Genomic DNA, 22406 nt, shown 5'->3' with positions numbered 1-22406 from the left:
AAGCGAGGTGGCGGCCGCTGCCTGCAACTTGGCGCTTTTTTGCGAGCCGGATAAGGGGTAAGTTGGAGACATGGCGCAGGACGACTTGTTTGCCGCCGAAGGCAGGGCTGCGCCGGAGCCAGAGGCTGCCGGTGGCGCCGCCGCCATGCACGCGGCGCCCCTGGCCGCGCGGATGCGCCCGCAGACGCTGGAGGAGTTCGTGGGCCAGCAACATATTCTGGCCCCCGGTTTGTTGTTGCGGCGGGCCATTGAGTCGGACCGCATTCAGTCCCTGATTTTTTACGGGCCGCCGGGCACGGGGAAGACCACCCTGGCCCAGATTATTGCGCGGCGCACGCGCTGCCATTTCGAGCGGCTGAGCGGGGTGGAATCGAATGTGGCCGACATGCGGCGGGTGCTGGCGGCGGCGGCGTATCGCCTGCGCCAGACGGGCCAGCCCACACTGCTGCTGGTGGATGAGATTCACCGGTTCAACAAGGCGCAGCAGGATGTCCTGCTGCCGGAGGTGGAGAATGGCGCCATCCGGCTCATTGGGGCCACCACGCACAATCCCTTTTTCTTTGTCAATTCGCCGCTGGTGTCGCGTTCGCAGATTTTTGAGCTGCAACCGCTGAGCGAGGAGGAATTGCTGGTGGTGTTGCGGCGGGCCTTGCAGGACCGCGAGCGCGGCCTGGGCGCCATGCCGCTGAAGGCGGACGAGGAGGCGTTGCGGCACCTGGCGCGGGTGGCGGACGGCGACGCCCGCAAGGCCCTGAACGCCCTGGAGATTGCGGCTTTGACCACCCCGGCCGGGCCGGATGGTTTCATTCACCTCACCCTGGCGGTGGCCGAGCAAAGCATCCAGAAAAAAGCCATTGTCTATGACGGGGATGAGGATGCGCATTACGACACCATTTCGGCCTTTATCAAGTCTGTGCGCGGCAGCGACCCGGACGCGGCGTTGTACTGGCTGGCCAAGATGATTCATGTGGGGGAGGACCCGCGGTTCATCACCCGGCGGCTGATCATTCTGGCCGCGGAGGATGTGGGGCTGGCCGACCCCATGGCCCTGGTGCTGGCGGTGGCGGCGCATCAGGCGGCGGAGTTCATCGGCTGGCCGGAGGCGCGCATACCGATTGCGGAGGCCACGGTGTACCTGGCGACGGCTTACAAGAGCAACAGCGCCTACCTGGCCATTGATGCGGCGCTGGAGGACGTGCGCTCCGGCCGGACGCTGCCCGTGCCCAAGGCGTTGCAGGACACCCATTATGCGGGCGCGGCGCGGCTGGGACATGGCGAGGGCTACGCCTATGCCCATGACCACCCCGGGCATTTTGTGGCGCAGGATTACCTGGGCGCTGTGCGGCATTATTATCAGCCCGGCACTTTGGGCACGGAAAAGAAAATCAAGGAGCGTCTGGATTACTGGCGCGCCCAGTTGGATGCCGTCAAGAAAACGGGGTCTGCTGATGCCCCGCCGGCGCCTCCCGCAACATGAACCCCGCGGAAATCAAAGCGCAGTGGCGGCGCCGGATGCGGGAGCGTTTGCGGCAAGTCCCTGCGGCGGAGCGGGCAAGAGCCTCTGCCGCCTTGGTGGAGGTGTTGGCGGCGCAGCCGTTGTGGCAGGCGGCCAAGACCGTGTTGCTGTATTCCGCCCTGCCGGACGAGCTGGAGGTGAGCGCGTTGCTGGCGGCGGCGCTGGCGCAGGGCAAGCGCGTGGGTCTGCCCGCCTTTGACGTTGCCACCGGTGGCTACAAGCCGCGGGAGGTCCGGGACCTGGGGCGGGACCTGGCGCCGGGGAGGTACGGCATTCTGGAGCCGGGGCCGGAAACAGTAGAAATTTCGTTAAAGTTGCTGGACTTGGTGGTGGTACCTGCGCTAGGTTTTAATCAGGATGGCGTCCGCTTGGGACGCGGGGCAGGATACTATGACCGGATGCTGGCTGGCTTTGCCGGTCAAAAATGGGGCGTGGGATATGCCTGGCAGGTGGGCCTGGATTTTCCAGGCGAGCCGCAGGACGTGGCCATGGAAGCAGTGGCCACACCGTCCGGCCTGCAGCCAATGCACGGCCGCGGTTAACACATGATGTTATTTGCTGGAATTGAGACCCCGATCGGGTTGGCAGCTCTGGCCGGGGGCGTGATTCTGGGTTTGCTGCTGGCACGCTGGCGGGAGAAGTGCGCCCGCTCAGCCCTGGCCCAGCAAGAGCAGCAAATCCTGCAAAACGCCCGGAGAGAGGCCGAGGCCATCACCCGCGAGGCGCGCCTGGCCGCCACCGAGGAGGCCATGAAGCTGCGCCAGGAAAACGAGCAGGCGCTGGCTGCCCGGCGGCGTGAAGTGTCGGAAGCCGAGCAGCGCCTGGCCCAGCGCGAAGCCCTCCTTGCCCAGCAGCTCAAAGCCGCTCTCGAACGCGAAGCCGCCCTGGAAACTCAAAAGCAGGAATGCCAGCGCAAAGCCGAGATTCTGGCCCAACAACAGGAGGATTTGGCGGCGCTCATGAAGCAGCAGCGTGAACGGCTCGAATCCCTGTGCCATTTGAGCGCCGAGGCCGCCCGGGCGGAGCTGTTGCGGGAGGTGGAAGCCGAGACCGCCCACGAGGCGGCCGCGCTGGCCCGGCGGATTCTGGAGGAGGCGCGCCACACCGCGGACGAAAAAGCGCGGTTCATCGTCAGCCTGGCCATTCAGCGTTACTCTGGCAGCCTGACTTTTGAATCCACCACCGCCACCATTGCCCTGCCCGGGGAGGAAATCAAAGGCCGGATTATTGGGCGCGAGGGCCGGAACATTCGCGCCTTTGAAAATGCGACCGGGGTGACGGTGTTGATTGATGACACGCCTAACGCCGTGGTGTTGAGCGGCTTTGACCCGGTGCGCCGCGAAATTGCGCGGGAGGCCATGCAACGGCTCATTCAGGATGGCCGCATTCATCCCACCCGCATCGAGGAAGTGGTGGCCAAGGTCACCCAGGAGATGGATGAAACCATTTACCGCTACGGCGAGCAGGCGGCCTTGCGGGCCGGGGTCAACAGCCTGCATCCGGAAATCCTGAAAGTGCTGGGCCGGTTGCACTTCCGGCACAGTTTTTCGCAGAACATTTTGGAGCACTCCGTGGAAGTGGCCCACCTGGCCGGTTTGATGGCCGGGGAGCTGGGCGTGGATGTGGCGTTGTCCAAACGCGCCGGCCTGCTGCATGACATTGGCAAGGCTGTGAGCCATGAAGTGGAAGGCGCCCATGCGCTGGTGGGGGCGGAGCTGATTAAGCGCCACGGCGAGCCGGAAGTGGTGGTCAAGGCGGTGGCCGCGCATCATGGGGATGTGGAGGTGGATGGGCCGATTAGTGCCATTCTGGCCGCCGCCGATGCCATCAGTGCTTCCCGCCCGGGGGCGCGCATTGAAACCATGACCACCTACCTCAAGCGGGTGGAGGATTTGGAGCGCATCGGCCGCTCCTTCCCTGGCGTGGACAAATGCTTTGCCGTACAGGCCGGCCGCGAGCTGCGGGTGCTGGTGCAGCCGGAGCGCGTGGATGACGCCCAGGCGCTGGTGCTGGCGCGGAACATCGCCCGGCAAATCGAGGAGGAGCTGCAATACCCCGGCCAGATTAAAGTGGTGGTGCTGCGCGAAACCCGCTGCGTGGAGCTGGCCAAATAATTCCCGGCCGTTTCCCCCCCAGGGACCGGGAGTACCGCGTTCCGCCCACCTCTTATGGATTTTGAGGCGCCGCCATTTCCCCCCAAACGGCCTTCAACAACTGCGGCAGAATCACCCCGCTTGGCCCGTGAAAGGTGTAGGTGGCCGAATCGGTCAAGGGGGTGGGCTGGGGATTGATTTCTACGACGGTGGCGCCGCATTCGAGGGCCGTGAAGGGCAACTGCGCCGCCGGATACACGAGCGTAGAGGTGCCGATGGAAAGAAAAACCTCGCACTGCCGCGCCGCTGTGTCCGCGGCTTCCAGGGCATGCGCCGGCAGCTCCTCTCCAAACCACACCACCGCCGGCCTGAGGTACGCCTGGCACAGGGGACACCGCGGCACGGCCTCATCGGCGGCATCCTGATAATCCTCAATCACATGATGGCCCCGGGGGCAGCGCACACTCAAAATGCACCCATGCAACTCCACCACGTTGCGGCTGCCTGCGCGCTGATGCAGCCGGTCCACATTTTGGGTAATCAAGGTGAACCGCCGCGCCCGCCGCTCCATTTCCGCCAGCGCGAGGTGCCCCGGATTGGGTTGCACTTCGCGCACCCGCCGCCGCCGGACGGCGTACCATTGCCAGACGCGCTCCGGATTGGCGGCAAACGCCTCCGGGGTGGCGAGTTCCTCCGGCTTGAACTGCGCCCAGAAGCCCGTCTGGGCATCCCGGAAGGTGGGCACTCCGCTTTCGGCGGAAACCCCGGCGCCGGTGGAGGCGACAATGTGCCCGGCCTGGCGCATGGCCTGCACTAATTCAGGGGGAAAGACAACGCCGTTGGTGCTCATGCGCCAAGGATGCACGACGGCTGCACCCAAGACCAGTGAATATTCTGGCCGGCGGCCGCTCCCCGCTTGGCCTCAGACCCCGCGGGCTGGCGGTGGGGAAGGGCGGCGGCTTTTTCGTTGGCCCTGGGCGGGCAGGCGTGGTACATGAACTGGCATGGAAATGATTTTGAAGTTGTTGCGCGATAACGCCACCCTGCAACCGGCGCAATTGGCGGCCATGTTGAACCTCAGCGAGGAGGAGGTGCGCGCCCGGCTCAAAGCTGCCGAGGAGCAGCAGCTTATTCTGGGCACGCATGCCGTGCTCAACGAGGAAAAGCTCGGGGTGGAAATGGTGCGCGCGGTGATTGAGGTGAAAATCACCCCGGAACGCGGCGGCGGCTTTGACCGCCTGGCGGAGCGGATTGCCAAGTATGACGAGGTGCGCTCCTGCTACCTGATGTCAGGGGGGTATGATTTGCTGGTGGTGGTGGAGGGGGATAATTTGCGGGAAGTGGCGGCGTTTGTGTCGGAGAAACTGGCCACCATCCAGGGCGTGTTGAGCACGGCCACCCATTTCATGCTCAAGCCGTACAAGGTGGAGGGCATCCTGATGCATCGGGAGGAGAACAACGGGCGGTTGCCGGTCACCCCGTAGCGCGGCAGCGGCGTTTGAGGAAGGCGAGGGGGCCGGCCAAGCCGGTTTGCCACCCGCTCCGGGCGGGCGCCCGCGGCGGCGCAAGGCATAATTCAGGCTTTTCAGCGGGGACGCTTTCGGGCTTAATGTCGGGCCATTTATGAGTAAAACTGCATTAGTGTTTGCTGGACAGGGCGCCCAAGTGGTGGGGATGGGCAAAGATTTGGCCGCGCAATTTCCCACTGCTCAGGCCTGGTTTGAGCGCGCCAACGCCGCGCTGGGTTATGATTTGGCCGCCATTTGCTTCCATGGCCCGGAGCCGGAGCTGACCAAGACCGAAAACGCCCAGCCGGGCATTTTTCTGGTGAGCTGGGTGGCGCTGGAGCTGCTGAAGGAGCGTTGCCCCGGCCTGCGCTTCGAGGCCACGGCCGGATTGTCGCTGGGTGAGTTCACCGCGCTGACGGCGGCGGGGGCGATGGATTTTGCGGATGGTTTGCGGGTGGTGCGCCAGCGGGGGCGGTTCATGCAGGAGGCGTGCGATGCCACGCGCGGCGGAATGGCGGCGATTATCGGGCTGGAAGAGCCGGAATGCCGGCAGGTCTGCGAGGCGGCGGGCGTGTCCATTGCCAATTTGAATTGTCCGGGCCAGATTGTGATTTCGGGCGCCGCTGGGCAAATCGAGCGGGCGTGCGAGCTGGCCAAGGCCCGCGGGGCCAAACGAGCGTTGCCGCTGGTGGTGGCGGGGGCCTATCACTCGCCCCTGATGGCGTCGGCCCAGCCCAAATTGCAGGCGGAGCTGGAGCGCATTGCCCTCCGCCCGCCGGCGGTGCCGGTCATCTCCAACGTGACCGCCCAGCCGCATGGCGCGCCGGAGGAAATCCGGCAGCGGCTGGTGGAACAAGTCACCGCGTCGGTGCGGTGGGAGGCCTCCATGCGCTACCTGCTGGCGCAAGGATTCACCCGGTTCATCGAATTGGGGCCGGGCACGGCGCTGAGCGGTTTCATGAAGCGCATTGACAAAAGCGCGCAGTGCCTGAATGTGGCCGATGTGCCGAGCCTGGAGGCCACGGTCAAGGCGCTGGCCGGGTAGCGGCGGCGGGGGAGGCCCGGGCGCGGCGCCCCAGCATGGCCATGAATGCAGTGTGGATTTTTATTGGCGGCGGGCTGGGCAGCGTGGCCCGCTATTGGATGTCCGGCTGGGTGGCCAGCCGCGTGGGCGAGGTGTTCCCCTGGGGCACCCTGTTGGTGAATGTGAGCGGCAGTTTTCTGATTGGGCTGCTGGCCACCGTGACCGACCCGGATGGGCGGTTTTGGCTGGGGGCTTCGGTGCGGCAGTTTCTGCTGCTGGGATTCCTGGGGGGATACACCACCTTTTCCTCCTTTAGCTGGCAGACGTTGACCCTCATGCGGGAGGGGCAATGGGGCTGGGCGGCGGCTAACGCCGCTTTGTCGGTGGTGCTGTGCCTCGCGGCGGTGACGGCGGGGTATTTTGTGGGAATGTACATCAATCAAAAATTTTCCTGAGCCTTCTTATGCACCTGCCCAAAGAAGCGATGTTGTTGCGGATTTTTCTGGGGGAAAGCGACCGGCACGGCGCGCGTCCGCTCTACGAAGCCATTGTGTTGAAGGCGCGGGAAATGCATCTGGCGGGCGCCACGGTCTTGCGCGGCTCGATGGGGTTTGGCCGCTCCAGCCGGCTGCACACCGCCAAAATATTGCGGCTTTCGATGGATTTGCCGCTGGTGATTGAGATTGTGGACACGGAGGAAAAAATCCAGCAGTTGCTGCCGTGGCTGGACGAGGTGATGAAGGGCGGCCTGGTGACGCTGGAAAAAGTGCGGGTGATAGATTACCGCAGCGACCCGGACTTGTCCGAGCCAGTGAGCATTTGAGCCCGAGCAACAAGGGGAAAACCGAAATCCGGCAAAAATCCCCTCGCCCAAGGGCAAAAGCCTAGACCAAGGACTGCAGGCGCGGAGGCGGGGCGGGTTTATTTGCCGTAGGCCAGGCGCTCGGCCAGGCGGGCGGGAAGACCGGCGGCCAGGATTTTTTTCTGGGCGGTGGGGATGTCGTATTCGAGGCGGCGCAGCTCGATGGTGTTTTCATCCAGGTCGTACACGACGTAGGCGGCGCGGGGGTCGTTGTCGCGGGGCTGGCCGATGCTGCCGACGTTGACAAAGTATTTTTTGCCCGGCTCGACCTTGAACTTGGAATAGGTGCCGCCGCGGACGACGGAGTCGCGGATGAAGGCCAGGGGCACATGGGTATGGCCGAAGAAACAGACGGGCGTGTTCTGGTAGGTGAAACTGGCGGCCGCCATTAGTTTATCGAACACATACCCCCATTGATGGGGCAGGTCGAGGGTGGCATGGACGATGGTGAAATTGGCGATGAGGCGCTGATACTTGAGGTCGCGCAGCCATTGGCGGTCATCCTCGGTGAGCTGGTCGCGCGTCCACATGATGGCTTCGGCGGCGTAGGGGTTGAAGCCCTCGAGGTTTTTGTCCACCGAGCACATTTCATCGTGGTTGCCCTTGATGCAGGGGATTTTCATTTCGCGCACGATGTCGAGGCACTCCTTGGGGTTGGCGCCATAGCCGACCACATCCCCCAGGCACACCACATGGGTGCAATTCTGGGCCTTGATATCCTCCAACACGACCTTGAAGGCCTCGAGGTTGGCATGGATATCGGCAATAATCGCGTACCTGGTCATCTGCAGTCCCGTTTATCCCGTAATCTGGAATCCGCGCAAATCACCCCTGGCTTCCAGCCATTCAATGGCCTCGTGCCGGATAAACCGGCCTACGGCTGAGTCCCGCACCGCTTGCAAAAAAGCTTCCAGTTCCGGGCGCGGCCCTTCAGCCACGAGTTCAACCCGACCATCAAGCAAATTTCGTACCGTTCCACAAACTTCAAAACCCGGCGTCAGGGATTTTACCGTGTACCGGAAACCCACTCCCTGCACCCGGCCGGAATAATAGACTCTGACACGTTCTCGTTTCATGCCCTTGCATTTCGGGCACCTGGCATGGGCGGGACTAAGCCGCCCGCCCCATCAAGCCAGAGTTTGGCCCGGATGACAATGAAGAAATGCGAAGATTTCACCCAAGTGCCGATAAAGTCCGGTTTCCGCCGTTTGCGCCAAGCTCACGCAGTTGGCGCAAAAAGTGAACAGTGCCAAAATGGCGCGGCTGGCCGGAGCCGGGGCGGGCTCATTCGCTGGCCGGTCATGTGCTGGCTGGGGTGGGATTCCACTGCTGCGGCGCGGTGTCAGGTTAGGTGGTTTTGCCGGCCGTTTCGGCCGCCGCCTGGGCCTGGGCGCGTTTGGCCATGATGGCCTCGATGATTTTCTGGGCCAGGGCCTGATTTTCGCGCAAGGCGCGTTCGGCGGCTTCGCGTCCCTGGCCGATAAGCTCGCCGGCGAATTGGAGCCAGGCGCCCTTTTTCTCGACGACGCCCTGTTCAATGGCGACATCGAGGATGCTGCCTTCGCGGTTGATGCCGTGATTGAAGAGAATGTCGAACTCGGCTTCGGCGAAGGGCGGGGCCACCTTGTTTTTGACAATTTTGACTTTGACGTGGTTGCCGACGACGTTGCCGGCGGGGTCTTTGATGCTGTCGCGGCGGCGGATGTCAATGCGGACGCTGGCGTAAAACTTGAGGGCTTTGCCGCCGGGGGTGGTTTCGGGATTGCCGAACATGACACCGACTTTTTCGCGGATTTGGTTGGTGAAGACGCAGGTGGTGCGGGCCTTGGCGAGGATGGCGGTGAGTTTGCGGAGGGCCTGGCTCATGAGGCGGGCCTGCATGCCCATGGTGGCCATGCCCATTTCGCCTTCCAGTTCGGCCTTGGGGACGAGAGCGGCGACGGAGTCCACGACGATGACGTCCAGGGCGTTGGAGCGGGCGAGGGTTTCGCAGATGCTGAGGGCTTCTTCGCCGCTGTCGGGCTGGGAGACGAGGAGCTCGTCCAGATTCACGCCCAGGCGTTTGGCATAAGCGGGGTCCAGGGCGTGTTCGGCGTCAATGAACGCGGCTTGGCCGCCGGCCTTTTGGGCGTTGGCGATGACGTGCAGCATGAGGGTGGTTTTGCCGGAAGATTCCGGGCCAAAAATCTCGACGATGCGTCCGCGGGGAATGCCGCCCACGCCCAGGGCCAGGTCCACGGCGAGCGCGCCGGTGGGGATGACTTCAATCTGGCGGTCGGCGCGGGCTTCGCCCAGGCGCATGATGGCGCCGTCGCCGTAGGCCTTGGTGATGGTGGCGATGGCGTTTTCCAGGTCGCGCTGGCGGGCGGCCTGAAGCTTGGCGGCATCGCTGGCGGCTTTGGTTTCAGCAGTGGTTTTATCGGCGGATTTGGCGGCCATAGGTTCGTGTTTTTGTTCTGGTGGGGAATAACGGCTTAAGGGGGTCAAGTCAATGATGGAATGAACGGGGCCGCGGGTTGTTGGAAGGATTCAGGGTGCGGCACGATGGTTCAGTGTGGCTCGCTGGCCGGGGTTGTGCGTGGGGTGTGGGGGGTCACTTCCACCAGGGCATCAAAACGCTGGCCGTACCGCTGGCCGTCGAGGGTGACATCGAAGGCCACGAGGTGCGCGCCGGGCGAGGTGGCGGCGCCCGCGTGAAGGCGCACGGGGAAGGCGCGCCGCGACTCGCCGGGCAACCGGCCTTCCAGCACGGCCGGCTCGGCGCTCCATCCCGGCGGTGTATGCACGGCAATCCGATGGCGCTGGGGGACGCGCAGAAAGTTGCGGACGTGCAGTTGAAAATCGCCGTGGCCGCCCGCCGGGAGGGAGACGCGATAGGGTTCGGCGCGGACCCAGAAGGGGTCGAACAGGTAGCGGTAGTCTTTTTCCGCGCTCAGGCCTTGATAGGCGTCGCGCATGGCATAGGCCCACTGGCGGTAACGCTCGATGAGCTGGGCGGGCCGGGGCATGACGAAAGAGTGTCCGCCGAGCAGCAAATCGGGCTGCAACCGTTTCAAATACTCACCAGCGTAGATATAACCTTCTTCCAAAATGGCGCTGTTGAAGGCCACCACGGCTTCGTGGCCGTTGTGGGCGGGATTGTCGGGATCGCCAAAGAGGTTGTCGCCGGTGAAGGCCACTTTGCGCCCGTCAATGAAGCCGTGGAGGCAGAGCGCAAACTCGGTTTGTCCCGGCATCCAGTCCACGGTAAAGCGGTAGCCTTCCCAGTTGAATTTTTCTCCCGGCCGGAAGGCGCGGTCCACTTGGACGCTGCGGACGACGGCGCCATTGGGGCGTTTTTTGCCGTAGGCCTGAATCATGGCGGCGTAGTTGTACCGCTCGGGGCGCTCCATCTTGTCCACCATGTTGTCGAGCGCCCAGACCTGGGCGCCCCAGCGGTCGCGCAAATGCGGCGCCTCCAGAAAGTGGTCGCCGTGGATGTGGGTGACGATGACGGCATCCACGGCTTTGAGGCCGTAATGCTGGCGCAGGCCCTCGAGGGCGGCGTCCAACATGGCTTCGCCCAACAAGCCGCAGTCCACCACCAGCGCGCGGCCGGTGTCGGCCAGAATCAGGACGAAGTTGCCCCAGAAGCCCGGGCGCTTGAATTTGAAGAGATGCGGCGAGATTTGCACGACGTTGGAAATGGCGGTGGGGGCGCTGATTTTGTCCTGGTGGGCATCGGCGGCGCCGACGTCATAACCGCGCAGGTATAATTTTTCAAAGCGCTGGAGGGTTTCCTGATAAGCGCGCAGTTGCGGGGCAGGTTGCGGAATGAGCGGGCCGTGGGCGGGCAGCATGAGGGCGGGGGAAAGTGCTTCAAGGCGGGCGGTGGAATCGCGCAACGCGCGGATGCCGGCGCCGAAGCCGTAGTCCCATTCGCTGTCGTGCCAGGTGTGCAGGCGCGCGCCCGCCAGCATCAAATCCCCGCTGAAGGCCAGCCATTGGCCGCTCTGGCGGAGGAGGTAGGTCATGCTGCCGGGGCTGTTGCCGGGGGTGGCCACGCAGCGGAATTCGTGACCGCGCCAGGTAAAGGTGTCGTTGGTGCGGAAGGCGCGGGCCAGCGGGATGGGTTGAATGGGGGGGCGCACGTAACTGGCGCCATAGACGGTGAAGCGGTCGCCCAGGCTGACGTGGAGTTGGCGGAAGTTCAGCGGTTGCTCGAACAATTCCCGCTCGGCCTCGGGCGCGGCGAATTGGGTCTGGCTGCCTGCGAGTCGGGGGGCGCCCTGGCATTGCTCGCGATGATGATGGGTGAAGAGCACCCATTCCACGCGGCGCACGCCGAGGTCCGGCAGGCGTTCGAGCACCGAGCCGTCGCCCAGGTCAATCAACAGCGCGGCGTCGCCCTCGCGGAGCACGTACACGTTGCAGGTATCCGTCCACTGAAAGAGCTGGGGAAAACGCGCCGCGTCCACCGGCTGGAGTGCGGCGGTGGCGGCCAGGCCCGGCAGGGCGAGGCAGAGCAGCAGGCAAGGGATGAGGCGAGAAAAGCGGGTGATTTTCATCGGCGGTGATTTTAGCGGACCGGCGCCAGCAGACAATCACCTTGAGAGGGGGGAGGCTTGCCGCGGTTTGGGGGACAGCTTGAAGAAACAGAAGGTAACAAAGAGAACGAAGAGAGCGAAGTGCCCCTCACCCTGGCCCTCGCCCGGAGGGAGAGGAAGGGAAGCGCCGGCTGGGTGGCGGAAGGGTACTTCAGTGTGGCGTGTTTCATTGGGGCGAGAGGCTGGCGCAGGGAAGGACGCCGTGGAAGACGTTACTCCATTGGCAACGATGAAGGAGCCAGGTGAATTGCCATTGCGCGCGCCGCCGCTTCCGGCCCATGATAGGGCCATGCCCCTGCGTGTGCTCATCGCACCGGACAAGTTCAAAGGCACCTTGACCGCGGCGGCCGCCGCGACGGCCATGGCGGCAGGCTGGCGGCAGGCCCGGCCGCAAGACGAGGTGCGCTGCCTGCCCATCAGTGATGGGGGGGATGGATTTGGCGAGGTGCTCAGCTCCGCGCTGGGCGCGGTCCCCATGACGCTGGCGACGGTGGATGCGGCGCATCGGCCGCTGACGGCGACATGGTGGTGGGAGCCGCGGCAAAAAACCGCGATTATTGAATCAGCGCGGATTATCGGGCTGGCCTTGCTGCCGCGCGGCCAGTTTCATCCGCGCCAGTTGGACACTTATGGGCTGGGCGCGGCCCTGCGCGCCGCGGCGGAAAAAGGGGCGCGGCGCTGTCTGGTGGGGATTGGCGGCAGCGCCACCAATGACGCGGGTTTTGGACTGGCGCGGTCGCTGGGATGGACATTTTGGGATGCGCAGGAGCAGCCATTGGAATCGTGGACGGAGCTGGCGCGGCTGGAGCGGGTGGCGCCGCCGCGGCGGCGGCTGCCGTTGCGCATCACCGTGGCGGTGGATGTGCAAAACCGTATGCTCGGGCCGCGGGGATGCACGCGCATTTACGGGCCGCAAAAAGGTTTGGGGCCGGCCGATTTTGCGCCGGCGGAAGCGGCGCTGCGGCGGCTGGCGCTGGTGATGCAACGCGCGCGCGGGCGGGCGTTTCATCGCGAGCCGGGCAGCGGGGCGGCGGGGGGGCTGGGCTTCGGGTTGATGGCTTTTCTGCAGGCCCGGCTGGCGCCGGGTTTTGCGCTGCTGGCCCGGCAAACGCGCCTGGCACAAGCCCTGCGCTGGGCGGATGTGGTGCTTACCGGCGAGGGCGCGCTGGATGCTTCGTCGCTCATGGGCAAGGGCGTGGGCGAGCTGGCGCAGTGGTGTGCGCGGCGCCGCCTGCCCTGCCTGGGGCTGGCCGGGGTGGTGAAACCGTCCCCGCGCTGGCGGCGGTGGTTTGCGGGCACGCTGGGGCTGACGGATTTAACCACTCCGGAGGAGGCGCAGGCGCGCGCGGCGTATTGGGTGACGGAAGGCGCGGCCCGGCTGGCGGCTCAGTTTTCCGCCGGGCGCACGGTCAAAGTTTGAGGGGGCCCGCTGCCCAGGCGGATTTGCAACCGCAGCAGGCCGTCCGGCGCGGGCGGCCATTGGCCGGTAATAATCATGTCTTCCTGCAGTCGCGGATGCCTGCCCATGACTTGAAAGGCACGGGAGACCCTGCCGGTCTCGGCGGAGGGAGGCGGCGCCGCTTCATTCTTTCGGGCGGACGGCGACAACAGCTCGCGGGCCGAGGCTTTCTCGCTGGTTTGACGACGGCTGGCGGCGGCCACGGGCGCGGGGAGGTTTTCCAGGCGGCCCTCGTACACCGTGCCGTCGGCGTCCACCACGCGCACGACGTCGTTGCTGACCATGAGATGGAAAGTGGCCGGGAGTGCGGCAGGCGCGTTTTCATGGATGCTGACATAGCGGCGGCCGGGGCGTTCGGCAGGGGCGGGCGCCGGCAGTGCCACGGCGGCCATGGCTTGTTTCGCCTGACCGCTGAACTGGCCGGCGGATGGGGCGGTGGCGGCCGCGGTTTCTGGCGCTGCACCGCCGGCGGCGCCGGGGCTGGATTGCATGAGGCGCACGCGCGTTTCGGCTGGACCGGCGGCGGGACGGCTCAGGGGCGCGGCTTGTTGCGCGAGGTAAAGGTCTGCCAGACTTTGAAGTTGCACAGGCGGGGTTTGGGCCGCTGGCGCTGCCACCGCTGGCGCGGTTGTTTTTTGCGCTTCCACGGCGTCGGCGATGGGTGGCGGCGCGGGCGGTGGGGGAGCGGCCGGGGCGCCGTTGCGCGCGGCTGCTCCACGCATGACCACATTGGGAGACGGAGCGGCCAGCACTGGGGCGGGGGGCGCGCTTCGGCGCACGGCTCCCTCTCCTATATCGGTCTGGCGTTCGGCACGCGCAGCTCGCGATGGGGGTGGGGCGGCATCGGCAGCGCGGCCTTCTGCGACGGTCGCCGCCCGGAAAGCCACGACTTCCTCGCGTTTGACTTCCAGCCGGTCTGGCTCAGGGGGAGTCGGGAGGGCGGCGGTGGTGGTACGGTCCGCCAAGGGGGCGGCGTCCCTGGTCACGGCGGGCTGGTTTTCCCGCGATTCTTTTTCCGGGAGGGCGGCGGGGGACGGCGCCGGAGCGGGCAGGGAGCGGGCCACGGTGCCGGCCGGCGCTTTGTGCAAGGCGAGCGTATTATCGGCGCGGCTGAGGCCGGGGCGCTCAGCCAGCCACAGGGAATAAACAGCCACGCCCAGCACGGCCAGCAGCGCAGCAGCCATGGCCCAACGGGGAGCGGCCAGGGCGTGCCAGAAGGCCCACCATGGACGCGGCCGGGTTTGGGAGGCCGCATGCACCTTGCGGGCCTCGGCCAGCAGGGTTTCCTTGTCGGCCGGATGCAGCGTGAAGGGCGGGCCGGACTGTTGCCGGCGCGTTTGGGCGTACCGGCGCAGCCAGCTCTCCATCGGATGCGGTGTGTGTTCCGGCGTCATACCAAGGTCTAGCGGTGCCGTTCAGTGGATTGGACGGGAGACGGCGGTGAATGCTGCTGAAAAAGTTTGCGGGCCACGGCGGCCAGTTTGTCCAGGCATTTGCTGAGGCGTGAGCTGACGGTTTTGGGGTTGAGGTGGAGGGCGGCCGCAATTTCTTCGTACCGCAAATCGGCAAAGTAGCGCAGCTCAATGATTTCGCGGCAGGGGTCGCCCAGTTGGCGGAGGGCTTCCACCACCAGGGTGGCATCTTCCGCCGCCATGAGGGAGGCGTCCGGGCCGGGCGCGGGGGCGGGGAGGTCGAGGGTCAGGCCGGTTTCGGGGTCTGCTTCGCTGAGGGAAACCGGGGCCTGGCCGCCGCCGCGTTTGGCGGTGAGGCGCTTGTCCACGAAGTCGCGGGTTTTGTTGACGGCGATGCGAAAAATCCACGTTTGCAACTGGCTGCGGCCGTTGAAATCGGCCAGGTGCCGGACCACCGAGAGGAAGACTTCCTGGCAGATTTCCTCGACGTCTTCGCGGGTGAGGTCATGGGAGAGCTGGAAAATAAAGCGGCAGGTGGGGTCATAGTGGCGGGCAAACAATTCCTCCCATGCCTGGGCATCACCCTGCAGGCAGCGCTGCACCAATTGGGCTTCCTCAGCCATGCCCCTCCAGCCTAGCACTAAAATGGGGCGCTGGCACACCCAAAATGTGCGGGGTGGTGGCCGCGGTTTAGGGGACGGGTTGAAGAAACAGAAGGAAACGAAGACAACGAAGAGAGAGAAGCGCTCCCTCACCCTGACCCTCTCCCGGAGGGAGAGGGGGAAGGATGCGACGCAAAGGATTCTTGCTTTTTGTGAGGAGGCCTGCGGGACGCAGGTTGAATCCCGCTTTGCGGGACGAGACGCCTGCGCTACGGCACAGGAAAGATTGACGGGCGGCCTGGTGCTACCAAGCGTGTTCATTTGACTTCGGCAGTTCTGCAATCACGGAGCCAGGAGGCTCCGTGAACTCGCAGGCGAGACGCCTGCGCTACAGTGTTGGGGTTGCCCCAGTCGAGCATACAACTTCAAGAAACAGAAGGAAACGAAGACAACGAAGAGAGAGAAGCGCTCCCTCACCCTGACCCTCTCCCGGAGGGAGAGGGGGAGGGATGCGGCGCAAAGGATTCTTGCTTTTTGTGAGGAGGGCCTGCGGGACGCAGATTGAATCCCGCTTTGCGGGACGAGACGCCTGCGCTACGGCACAGGAAAGATTGACGGGCGGCCTGGCGCTACCAAGCGTGTTCATTTGACTTCGGCAGTTCTGCAATCACGGAGCCAGGAGGCTCCGTGAACTCGCAGGCGGGACGCCTGGGCTACAGTGTTGGGGTTGCCCCAGTCGAGCATACAACTTCAAGAAACAGAAGGAAACGAAGAGAACGAAGAGAGAGAAGCGCTCCCTCACCCTGACCCTCTCCCGGAGGGAGAGGGGGAAGAATGCGGCGCAAAGGATTCTTGCTTTTTGTGAGGAGGCCTGCGGGACGCAGGTTGAATCCCGCTTTGCGGGACGAGACGCCTGCGCTACGGCACAGGAAAGATTGACGGGCGGCCTGGTGCTACCAAGCGTGTTCATTTGACTCCGGCAGTTCTGCAATCACGGAGCCAGGAGGCTCCGTGAACTCGCAGGCGGGACGCCTGCGCTACAGTGTTGGGGTTGCCCCAGTCGAGCATACAACTTCAAGAAACAGAAGGAAACGAAGACAACGAAGAGAGAGAAGCGCTCCCTCACCCTGACCCTCTCCCGGAGGGAGAGGGGGAGGGATGCGGCGCAAAGGATCCTTGCTTTTTGTGAGGAGGGCCTGCGGGACGCAGGTTGAATCCCGCTTTGCGGGACGAGACGCCTGCGCTACGGCACAGGAAAGATTGACGGGCGGCCTGGCGCTACCAAGCGTGTTCATTTGACTTCGGCAGTTCTGCAATCACGGAGCCAGGAGGCTCCGTGAACTCGCAGGCGAGACGCCTGCGCTACAGTGTTGGGGTTGCCCCAGTCGAGCATACAACTTCAAGAAACAGAAGGAAACGACGAGAACGAAGAGAGAGAAGCGCTCCCTCACCCTGACCCTCTCCCGGAGGGAGAGGGGGAAGAATGCGGCGCAAAGGATTCTTGCTTTTTGTGAGGAGGCCTGCGGGACGCAGGTTGAATCCCGCTTTGCGGGACGAGACGCCTGCGCTACGGCACAGGAAAGATTGACGGGCGGCCTGGTGCTACCAAGCGTGTTCATTTGACTTCGGCAGTTCTGCAATCACGGAGCCAGGAGGCTCCGTGAACTCGCAGGCGAGACGCCTGCGCTACGAGAGGGGACGCCTGCGCTGCATGGAGGGGCGAAAAAAAAGCGGGCCATGGAGGCCCGCTGCGCAAATGATGGGGGTCAAGATTACTTGGCTTTTTCGGCTTTTTCAGGCTTGGGGCCTTTTTCCGCTTTGTCGGTTTTGTCGGCCTTGTCCTTGCGTCCGGCGCGTTCCCCCTTCTTATCACGCTTGTCGGCCTCCGCGGCGGCGGATTCCGGCGCCGGGGTGGGCGGCGGGGTGGCGCTTTCGACGCGGATTTTCAGGGTGGCGCGGACTTCGGGGTGGAGGCGCATTTCGACTTCGTGCTCGCCGAGGGTGTGGATGGGTTTTTCGAGATGGATTTTCTTGCGGTCGAGGGCGATGTCGAACTGGGTTTTGAGGGCATCGGCGATGGTGCCGCTGGTGACGTTGCCGAACATTTTGCCGTCCTCACCGGTTTTGACGGTGATGATGCAGATAAGTTTCTGGAGGCTGCGGGCCAGCTCGGTCATGGTGTTGTACTCTTGGGCTTCGCGCTCGGCGCGGCGGCGGCGGAGGGCCTCGAGCCGCTTTTTATTGCCGGCGCTCAGAGGGATTGCCAGCCCTTGAGGAAAGAGGAAATTACGCGCATAACCGGCGGCGACTTTGACCTGGTCGGATTCAGCGCCCAGACCGGGGATGTTACTGGTGAGGATGACTTCTGTCTTAGCCATAAATCGAGACTTGTGGGTGATAAAGGGTTAATTCAGGAATAGCTGTGGATTAGAAAGGCACATCGTCGTCGTCGAGGGGGGGCGCGTCCTCGGGCGGCGGCGGCGCGGGGGGCGCCGCGGCCGGGGCGGCGTTAGGACGGCCGGCATTGCCGTTGGCGGGGGCGTCGGCACGGCCGCCGCTGTCCAGGAAGCTGAAGCCTTCCAGGACCACGCGCAATTGGGAGCGTTTCTGGCGGGTGTTTTTGTCTTCCCAGGTGTCGAGGCGAAGCCGCCCCTCGACAAACAAGGGCCGCCCTTTTTTGAGGTATTGGGCCAGCACCTCCGCCTGCCGGCCAAAGGCGTCAATGTCCACAAAGGTGACCTCTTCTTTTTCCTCGCCAGACTCCGAGCGCCAGCGGCGGTTGACGGCCAGGCCGAGGCGGGCGACGGCGGTGCCTTTGGGGGTGTATTTGAGTTCGGGGTCCCGGGTGAGGTTCCCGATCAGCAACACTTTGTTGTAACTGGCCATAAGCGAGCGGAGGCGGAGCGTTGGGGAAGGGGCCTAAGCCGTGGCGGGGGCCACCGGCGCCGACACTTTGGGCGCGGCGGTGAACATCACCCGGAAGACCTCTTCGTTGAGGGCGAACTTGGCGCGCAACGGGGCAATGGCGGCCTCGGGGGCGTCAAAGATGATGTTGACGTAAAAGCCCGAGGTGACCTTGCGGTTGCGCACGCGGGCAAAGTTGCGCTTGTCCATCTTCTGGATGGTTTCGACCTTGCCGCCGGCGGCGGTAATTTCCGCCACGACCTTGTCAATGGCTTCCTTGACGCCTTCTTCGCGTCCCGCCATGTTCAAAATAAACAGACCTTCGTACTTTTTCACTCCGCATTCTCCTGACTTGAGGGCCGTTCCACCGGCCCGTTAAACTGATTCATGGCCGACTGCACGCCGTGCGCCAGCCAGCATTCCACCTGGCTGGCCGCCCGTTCCACAGCCTTGTCGGCCACCACTTTTTCATCCGCCGCAAACCGGCTCAGCACATGGCTGGCCAGCTCGCGGGGCTGCCCGGCCTGGCGCCCAATCCCCACCCGCAGCCGGGCAAACGCCGTTGAACCCAGGCGGGACTGGATGGACTCCAGTCCATGATGCCCGCCCGCGCTGCCCTCGGGCCGCAGCCGCAGGACGCCCAGCGGCAAATCGGCATCGTCCACGATGACCAGCAGCCTTGTCAAGGGCACTTGATAGTAATCCAGTGCCGCCCCGACCGCCTCGCCGCTCAGGTTCATATAGGTCAGCGGCTCGCACAACCAGCCGCGCTGGCCGGCAAACACGGCCCGCGCCATCCGCGCCCGCAAGCGCCGGGATTCTTCCCAGCCGCAGCCCCAACGCCGGGCCAGGCACTCGACCACCTGAAAGCCGATGTTGTGACGGGTCTGCGCATACTCGGCGCCGGGGTTTCCCAAGCCAGCCACCAGAAAAGGCGCGTCCATAAGGCCGGTAATGCCCCCCGGCGGCAGGCAGGAGCCGGGCAGGGTTTATTTCTTTTTCTCGGCGGCTGGCGCCTTCTCGGCCGCCTTCTCGGCGCCGGGTTTGGCAGCAGCCTTGTCGCCAGCGGCCGGTTTGGCCCCCGCTTTTTCGCCTTTTTCCTTCTCGGCTGGGGCGCCTTCGCCACCTTCTTCTTTCTTTTCCTTGATCATCTCGACCTCGCCCGCAGCCACGGCTTCCTCGGCGGCGGCGGCCGCTTCCTGTTCCTCCGTGAGCGGCGCGGCGACGGCGACGACGGAAATGTGTTTGTCGCCCAGGATTTCGACGCCGGGCGGGGGTTGGATTTCGCCCAGATGGACGGCCTGGCCGATGCCCAGATGGCTGACATCAATGATGATTTGCTCGGGCAAATCCTTGGGCAGGGCGCGCACTTTGACCTTGAAGAGCACGTGCTCGAGCACGCCGCCTTCCTTGACGCCCTTGGCCTCGCCTGTGGTTTCGATGGGCACCATCACGGTGACCTTTTCGGTTTCGCTGACTTCGTGAAAATCCACATGGAGCACCTGGCCGGTGAGGGGGTGATGCTGCACCTCGCGCAGCAAAGCCAGGCGTTTGGGGCGGGGGTCGCCTTCCACCAGCAAATCCAGCAGCAGGTTTTCAGAGACCGCGTGGTGGAGCAAATCCTTGATTTGCTTGCCCTGGACTTCCAGGTTTTGGGGCGGGGCCTGCCGCCCGTAAATGACGGCCGGCACGCGGCCGGCATCCCGAAGTTTTTTTGCGCCGCCACGCCGAGCGAGCGTGCGCGGATAAGCCGTTAATGCTACCGTTTTCATTCGTTTATGTATTCAAGTCACCTTCGGACGGCCGGTTGACCCGCGGTCAACTGGTCCGCCCGCCTCTAAACTCGAACAGCGAATTGACGGACAGATTGTTGGCTATCCGCTTAATCGCCTCGCCGAGCAGTCCCGCGACGGACAGGGTCGTGATGTTCACGCCCCGTATCACAGGGCGGCATACACTATCAGTGGTTATCAATTCGTCAATACAAGAATTTTTGAGCCGCTCGATGCCGGTTTGGTTGAGGATGGCGTGGCTGACGCAGGCCAGAATCTGTTTGGCGCCCCGCTGCCGGAGCAGGGTGGCCGCGGCGGTGAGGGTGCCGGCGGTTTCGGTGAGGTCATCCACCAGCAGCACGTTTTTGTTGCGCACATGGCCGATGACGGCCATGGATTCCACTTCATGGGCGCTTTTGCGGCGCTTGGCCACGATGGCCAGCTCGGCGCCGAGGACTTGCGCATAAGCATAGGCCATTTTGATGCCGCCCACATCCGGGCTGACCACCACGAGGTTGGGCAGGCCTTTCTGTTTAAGATAATTGTACATCACCGGCGCGGCGTAGAGATGGTCCACGGGAATATCGAAGAAGCCCTGGATTTGCTGGGCATGGAGGTCCATGGTCAGGACGCGGTTGGCGCCGGAGGCCACCAGCAGGTTGGCCACCAGTTTGGCGGTGATGGGCACGCGGGGCTGGTCTTTGCGGTCCTGGCGCGCATACCCGTAAAACGGCAGCACCGCGGTGATGCGGTCGGCGCTGGCGCGGCGCAGGGCGTCCATCATGATGAACATCTCCATCAGGTTATGATTGGTGGGCGGCGAGGTGCTCTGAACCACAAACACATCCTCGCCACGCACGTTTTCCTCAATTTTCACAAAAGTCTCGCCATCCGGAAACGCGCTGACGGTGCAACGGCCCAGCTCGACGCCAATGGCGTCGCAAATGGCGCGGGCCAGTTTGGGATTGGAATTGCCGCTAAAGATTTTCACGATTGCTGTGCTTTCGGGTTCCCGCAAAACAAAAGACCACCTTGCCGGTGGCCCATTTCAATGCCCGGAATGTAACAATCCCGGACGCCGGCGCAAGTGGAAATTCCGGCCGGGTGGGCCGGGCGGGGGGGCGCCCATGGAATACCCCCCTGGATTGCCGGTGGTTACCTCGGGGGGGCGGGCGTTTCCACCCTCATGGCCCAGCCTGGGCCGCGTCATCCATGCCCGGCGGGGAAGTTTCCTCCATGTGCAACGCCTGGATTTGGTGGTGGACGGTCTGCCAGCGCAGGAGAGTGGGATAATCGCCATTTTTCAACCGGCGCCAGGCTTCCGGATGCTCGCGGCGGGACAGGCTGGCTTCCCGGACGCCGGCGGCATCGCAACCGAGGAGCTGGGCGTTGGGTTTGTAGAGGCGCGGCCGCCCAAGCAGGCGGAAGCTGCCCTCCGGCAGCGGGGGGAGGCGGCGCCGGTCGAGCGCCAGACAGCTCAAGGGCAGGCTGCGAAGGTCCACGCCGGCAAGCTGGCCAAAGCGCACCCAGTCGCCGTCGGCGAAAATTTCCGGCGGGGGGGTGGCGAAATGGTGGCACCAGTGGGGTGCGTTTTCCGGGTCCAGCAGGCCGCAACGTTGCTGGTGGGTGCAGGGGGCGGCCACTTGAAACTCGGCGCGCAGCACTTCGCGGGCGGCAATGAGGGCGCGGCTGGTTTCGTAGTCGCCCGATTCCACCCAGAGAACGGCGGTGGCGCGGCGGATGACCTCCAACAACGCGGAGAAAGCCGGGGCGGACAGCTCGGAGAGCACGTGGCTCAGAAGGAGGACGGCGGGCCGGGCCTCCGGCGGGGCGGCCGCCACGGAGAGGCCGGGGTATTTGACGCGGGCGCGCTCGGCCGCGTATTCCACCGCCAGGAGGGAGCGGTCGTGCAGCCAGAGGAGGGGGTGGGCGCCGGCGCCGTAATGGTCCAGAAAAGCGCGGCCCGCCACACCGCTGCCGCAGCCCCAATCGAGGACGGGGCCGGGCGGAGGCGCCCAGGCGCGGCGGTCCAATTCGGCCAGGAGCCAGTCCCATTTCCAGCCGATGCGCTGGGCGAAGGTTTGGTCGTAGCTGTCCAGGTCACGCCGGCAGAGCCAGTAATCTCCCGCGCCGGCGGTGCGGTTCAGGAAGGCGGCGCGCAGGCGTTCGAGGGCCTGCCAGTCAATGCTTTGCCATAGCTCACTCATGCAGCGGGCGGAGGCAGTGTTGGGCGGCGTGACGGAGGCGGCAAGCGGAAAAGTGGGGAGGAGGGGGAGAGTCTGGCGGGTGAGGTTTGGGCATGGTTTTGCTTTTGCCCTCACCCCGGCCCTCTCGCTGAGGGAGAGGGGGATATTGATTGATGAACCAGGCATCGCCGAGTTCTTCCCCTTGCTCCGGCCTGCGGGACGCAGGCGTTACTCGCTGGCGAGACGCCTGCGCTACAATTTTCCCTCACCCCGGCCTGCGGGAGGCAGGCGTTACTCGCAGGCGAGACGCCTGCGCTACAATTTTCCCTCACCCCGGCCCTCTCCAGGGGGGGAGAGGGGGATGGATGCGGCGTGAATGACCTCTATTTCTTGTGAGGAGGGCCTGCGGGACGCAGGCGTTACTCGCAGGCGGGACGCCTGCGCTACAATTTTCCCTCACCCCGGCCCTCTCGCTGAGGGAG

General features: G+C 64.5%; 22 protein-coding genes. 8 read left to right on the top strand and 14 right to left on the bottom strand.

Translation table 11 applies throughout. The features are described 5' to 3' along the window. Positions 1–70 precede the first annotated feature (70 nt). Genes NXS98_RS13805 through rny form a run of 3 tightly spaced genes read left to right on the top strand, consistent with a single transcriptional unit; the run spans position 71 to position 3630 of the window. Entirely contained in the window at positions 71–1477 is a 1407-nt protein-coding gene (locus tag NXS98_RS13805; RefSeq protein WP_425499910.1) for a replication-associated recombination protein A, read from the top strand. After that, positions 1474–2058, top strand: coding sequence for a 5-formyltetrahydrofolate cyclo-ligase (locus NXS98_RS13800; RefSeq protein WP_283845601.1), 585 nt, complete (start codon positions 1474–1476; stop codon positions 2056–2058). Before NXS98_RS13805 ends, NXS98_RS13800 begins: the two co-directional genes overlap by 4 nt. A gap of 3 nt (positions 2059–2061) precedes the next feature. Continuing rightward, entirely contained in the window at positions 2062–3630 is a 1569-nt protein-coding gene (gene rny, locus NXS98_RS13795) for a ribonuclease Y (RefSeq protein WP_283845600.1), read from the top strand. Positions 3631–3682: 52 nt separating this feature from the next. Here rny and NXS98_RS13790 read toward each other — a convergent pair whose 3' ends face one another. Further along, a complete protein-coding gene (locus NXS98_RS13790; RefSeq protein ID WP_283845599.1) occupies positions 3683–4459 on the bottom strand; it encodes an SIR2 family NAD-dependent protein deacylase in 777 nt (258 codons plus the stop codon). A gap of 154 nt (positions 4460–4613) precedes the next feature. Here NXS98_RS13790 and NXS98_RS13785 point away from each other — a divergent pair, with 154 nt between their 5' ends. The 4 genes from NXS98_RS13785 (at position 4614) to NXS98_RS13770 (ending at position 6964) form a co-directional block, all read left to right on the top strand. Then, positions 4614–5093: an Lrp/AsnC family transcriptional regulator gene (locus tag NXS98_RS13785; protein ID WP_283845598.1), complete on the top strand. Its 480-nt coding sequence runs from the start codon at positions 4614–4616 to the stop codon at positions 5091–5093. 139 nt (positions 5094–5232) lie between these two features. Then, positions 5233–6162 carry an ACP S-malonyltransferase gene (gene fabD / locus NXS98_RS13780; RefSeq protein ID WP_283845597.1) on the top strand — a complete coding sequence of 310 codons (930 nt, stop codon included), beginning with the start codon at positions 5233–5235 and terminating at the stop codon, positions 6160–6162. Between the two features lie 41 nt (positions 6163–6203). Beyond that, complete coding sequence (gene crcB, locus NXS98_RS13775; RefSeq protein ID WP_283845596.1) at positions 6204–6596, top strand: fluoride efflux transporter CrcB; 393 nt, start codon at positions 6204–6206, stop codon at positions 6594–6596. Positions 6597–6604: 8 nt separating this feature from the next. Continuing rightward, a complete protein-coding gene (locus NXS98_RS13770) occupies positions 6605–6964 on the top strand; it encodes a putative PII-like signaling protein (protein ID WP_283845595.1) in 360 nt (119 codons plus the stop codon). 98 nt (positions 6965–7062) lie between these two features. Here NXS98_RS13770 and NXS98_RS13765 read toward each other — a convergent pair whose 3' ends face one another. The 4 genes from NXS98_RS13765 to NXS98_RS13750 all read right to left on the bottom strand — a co-directional run bounded on the left by NXS98_RS13765 (position 7063) and on the right by NXS98_RS13750 (position 11550). After that, positions 7063–7788 carry a metallophosphoesterase family protein gene (locus NXS98_RS13765; protein WP_283845594.1) on the bottom strand — a complete coding sequence of 242 codons (726 nt, stop codon included), beginning with the start codon at positions 7786–7788 and terminating at the stop codon, positions 7063–7065. Between the two features lie 12 nt (positions 7789–7800). Beyond that, the gene (locus tag NXS98_RS13760; RefSeq protein WP_283845593.1) at positions 7801–8079 is read right to left on the bottom strand and encodes an acylphosphatase; all 279 of its coding nucleotides are present in this window, start codon (positions 8077–8079) and stop codon (positions 7801–7803) included. A 271-nt stretch (positions 8080–8350) separates the two neighbouring features. Continuing rightward, positions 8351–9442 (bottom strand): recombinase RecA, encoded by a 1092-nt coding sequence (recA, locus tag NXS98_RS13755; protein ID WP_283845592.1) that lies wholly within the window; start codon positions 9440–9442, stop codon positions 8351–8353. A 110-nt stretch (positions 9443–9552) separates the two neighbouring features. After that, the gene (locus NXS98_RS13750; RefSeq protein ID WP_283845591.1) at positions 9553–11550 is read right to left on the bottom strand and encodes an MBL fold metallo-hydrolase; all 1998 of its coding nucleotides are present in this window, start codon (positions 11548–11550) and stop codon (positions 9553–9555) included. A 328-nt stretch (positions 11551–11878) separates the two neighbouring features. On the opposite strand from NXS98_RS13750, the gene NXS98_RS13745 reads away from it, so the two are divergent. Then, positions 11879–13009 (top strand): glycerate kinase, encoded by a 1131-nt coding sequence (locus tag NXS98_RS13745; protein ID WP_283845590.1) that lies wholly within the window; start codon positions 11879–11881, stop codon positions 13007–13009. Here the strand turns inward: NXS98_RS13745 and NXS98_RS13740 are convergent. The 9 genes from NXS98_RS13740 to NXS98_RS13700 form a co-directional block, all read right to left on the bottom strand. Next, positions 12976–14442 carry a hypothetical protein gene (locus NXS98_RS13740; RefSeq protein ID WP_283845589.1) on the bottom strand — a complete coding sequence of 489 codons (1467 nt, stop codon included), beginning with the start codon at positions 14440–14442 and terminating at the stop codon, positions 12976–12978. The two genes, NXS98_RS13745 and NXS98_RS13740, sit on opposite strands and share 34 nt — an antisense overlap. 8 nt (positions 14443–14450) lie before the next feature. Further along, positions 14451–15083, bottom strand: a complete 633-nt coding sequence (locus tag NXS98_RS13735; RefSeq protein WP_283845588.1) for an RNA polymerase sigma factor — start codon at positions 15081–15083, stop codon at positions 14451–14453. A 1751-nt stretch (positions 15084–16834) separates the two neighbouring features. Further along, positions 16835–17440, bottom strand: a complete 606-nt coding sequence (gene rplI / locus NXS98_RS13730; RefSeq protein WP_283845587.1) for a 50S ribosomal protein L9 — start codon at positions 17438–17440, stop codon at positions 16835–16837. A gap of 49 nt (positions 17441–17489) precedes the next feature. Further along, positions 17490–17948: a single-stranded DNA-binding protein gene (locus NXS98_RS13725; RefSeq protein ID WP_283845586.1), complete on the bottom strand. Its 459-nt coding sequence runs from the start codon at positions 17946–17948 to the stop codon at positions 17490–17492. Between the two features lie 33 nt (positions 17949–17981). Continuing rightward, positions 17982–18302: a 30S ribosomal protein S6 gene (rpsF, locus tag NXS98_RS13720; protein ID WP_283845585.1), complete on the bottom strand. Its 321-nt coding sequence runs from the start codon at positions 18300–18302 to the stop codon at positions 17982–17984. Continuing rightward, positions 18299–18910 carry an aminoacyl-tRNA hydrolase gene (pth, locus tag NXS98_RS13715; protein WP_283845584.1) on the bottom strand — a complete coding sequence of 204 codons (612 nt, stop codon included), beginning with the start codon at positions 18908–18910 and terminating at the stop codon, positions 18299–18301. Before pth ends, rpsF begins: the two co-directional genes overlap by 4 nt. A gap of 45 nt (positions 18911–18955) precedes the next feature. After that, positions 18956–19738 carry a 50S ribosomal protein L25 gene (locus tag NXS98_RS13710; protein ID WP_283845583.1) on the bottom strand — a complete coding sequence of 261 codons (783 nt, stop codon included), beginning with the start codon at positions 19736–19738 and terminating at the stop codon, positions 18956–18958. A gap of 46 nt (positions 19739–19784) precedes the next feature. After that, positions 19785–20729 carry a ribose-phosphate diphosphokinase gene (locus tag NXS98_RS13705; protein WP_283845582.1) on the bottom strand — a complete coding sequence of 315 codons (945 nt, stop codon included), beginning with the start codon at positions 20727–20729 and terminating at the stop codon, positions 19785–19787. Positions 20730–20922: 193 nt separating this feature from the next. Continuing rightward, entirely contained in the window at positions 20923–21945 is a 1023-nt protein-coding gene (locus tag NXS98_RS13700) for a small ribosomal subunit Rsm22 family protein (RefSeq protein WP_283845581.1), read from the bottom strand. Between the last annotated feature and the right edge of the window lie 461 nt (positions 21946–22406).

The organism is Fontisphaera persica (assembly GCF_024832785.1).
GTDB classification, from domain to species: Bacteria; Verrucomicrobiota; Verrucomicrobiia; order Limisphaerales; family Fontisphaeraceae; genus Fontisphaera; species Fontisphaera persica.
The sequence above is the reverse complement of the archived record's forward strand: the minus strand, read 5'-3'. Positions and strand labels throughout refer to the sequence as shown.

Bases quoted from the DNA above. Each gene is read 5' to 3' on its own strand.
- crcB (WP_283845596.1), top strand. From the start codon at position 6,204: ATGAATGCAGTGTGGATTTTTATTGGCGGCGGGCTGGGCAGCGTGGCC.
- NXS98_RS13740 (WP_283845589.1), bottom strand. From the start codon at position 14,442: ATGACGCCGGAACACACACCGCATCCGATGGAGAGCTGGCTGCGCCGG.
- pth (WP_283845584.1), bottom strand. From the start codon at position 18,910: ATGGACGCGCCTTTTCTGGTGGCTGGCTTGGGAAACCCCGGCGCCGAG.
- NXS98_RS13765 (WP_283845594.1), bottom strand. From the start codon at position 7,788: ATGACCAGGTACGCGATTATTGCCGATATCCATGCCAACCTCGAGGCC.
- NXS98_RS13770 (WP_283845595.1), top strand. From the start codon at position 6,605: ATGCACCTGCCCAAAGAAGCGATGTTGTTGCGGATTTTTCTGGGGGAA.
- NXS98_RS13710 (WP_283845583.1), bottom strand. From the start codon at position 19,738: ATGAAAACGGTAGCATTAACGGCTTATCCGCGCACGCTCGCTCGGCGT.
- NXS98_RS13785 (WP_283845598.1), top strand. From the start codon at position 4,614: ATGGAAATGATTTTGAAGTTGTTGCGCGATAACGCCACCCTGCAACCG.
- NXS98_RS13805 (WP_425499910.1), top strand. From the start codon at position 71: ATGGCGCAGGACGACTTGTTTGCCGCCGAAGGCAGGGCTGCGCCGGAG.
- rny (WP_283845600.1), top strand. From the start codon at position 2,062: ATGATGTTATTTGCTGGAATTGAGACCCCGATCGGGTTGGCAGCTCTG.
- NXS98_RS13750 (WP_283845591.1), bottom strand. From the start codon at position 11,550: ATGAAAATCACCCGCTTTTCTCGCCTCATCCCTTGCCTGCTGCTCTGC.
- NXS98_RS13725 (WP_283845586.1), bottom strand. From the start codon at position 17,948: ATGGCCAGTTACAACAAAGTGTTGCTGATCGGGAACCTCACCCGGGAC.
- NXS98_RS13700 (WP_283845581.1), bottom strand. From the start codon at position 21,945: ATGAGTGAGCTATGGCAAAGCATTGACTGGCAGGCCCTCGAACGCCTG.
- NXS98_RS13790 (WP_283845599.1), bottom strand. From the start codon at position 4,459: ATGAGCACCAACGGCGTTGTCTTTCCCCCTGAATTAGTGCAGGCCATG.
- recA (WP_283845592.1), bottom strand. From the start codon at position 9,442: ATGGCCGCCAAATCCGCCGATAAAACCACTGCTGAAACCAAAGCCGCC.
- NXS98_RS13745 (WP_283845590.1), top strand. From the start codon at position 11,879: ATGCCCCTGCGTGTGCTCATCGCACCGGACAAGTTCAAAGGCACCTTG.
- NXS98_RS13800 (WP_283845601.1), top strand. From the start codon at position 1,474: ATGAACCCCGCGGAAATCAAAGCGCAGTGGCGGCGCCGGATGCGGGAG.
- fabD (WP_283845597.1), top strand. From the start codon at position 5,233: ATGAGTAAAACTGCATTAGTGTTTGCTGGACAGGGCGCCCAAGTGGTG.
- NXS98_RS13735 (WP_283845588.1), bottom strand. From the start codon at position 15,083: ATGGCTGAGGAAGCCCAATTGGTGCAGCGCTGCCTGCAGGGTGATGCC.
- rplI (WP_283845587.1), bottom strand. From the start codon at position 17,440: ATGGCTAAGACAGAAGTCATCCTCACCAGTAACATCCCCGGTCTGGGC.
- NXS98_RS13760 (WP_283845593.1), bottom strand. From the start codon at position 8,079: ATGAAACGAGAACGTGTCAGAGTCTATTATTCCGGCCGGGTGCAGGGA.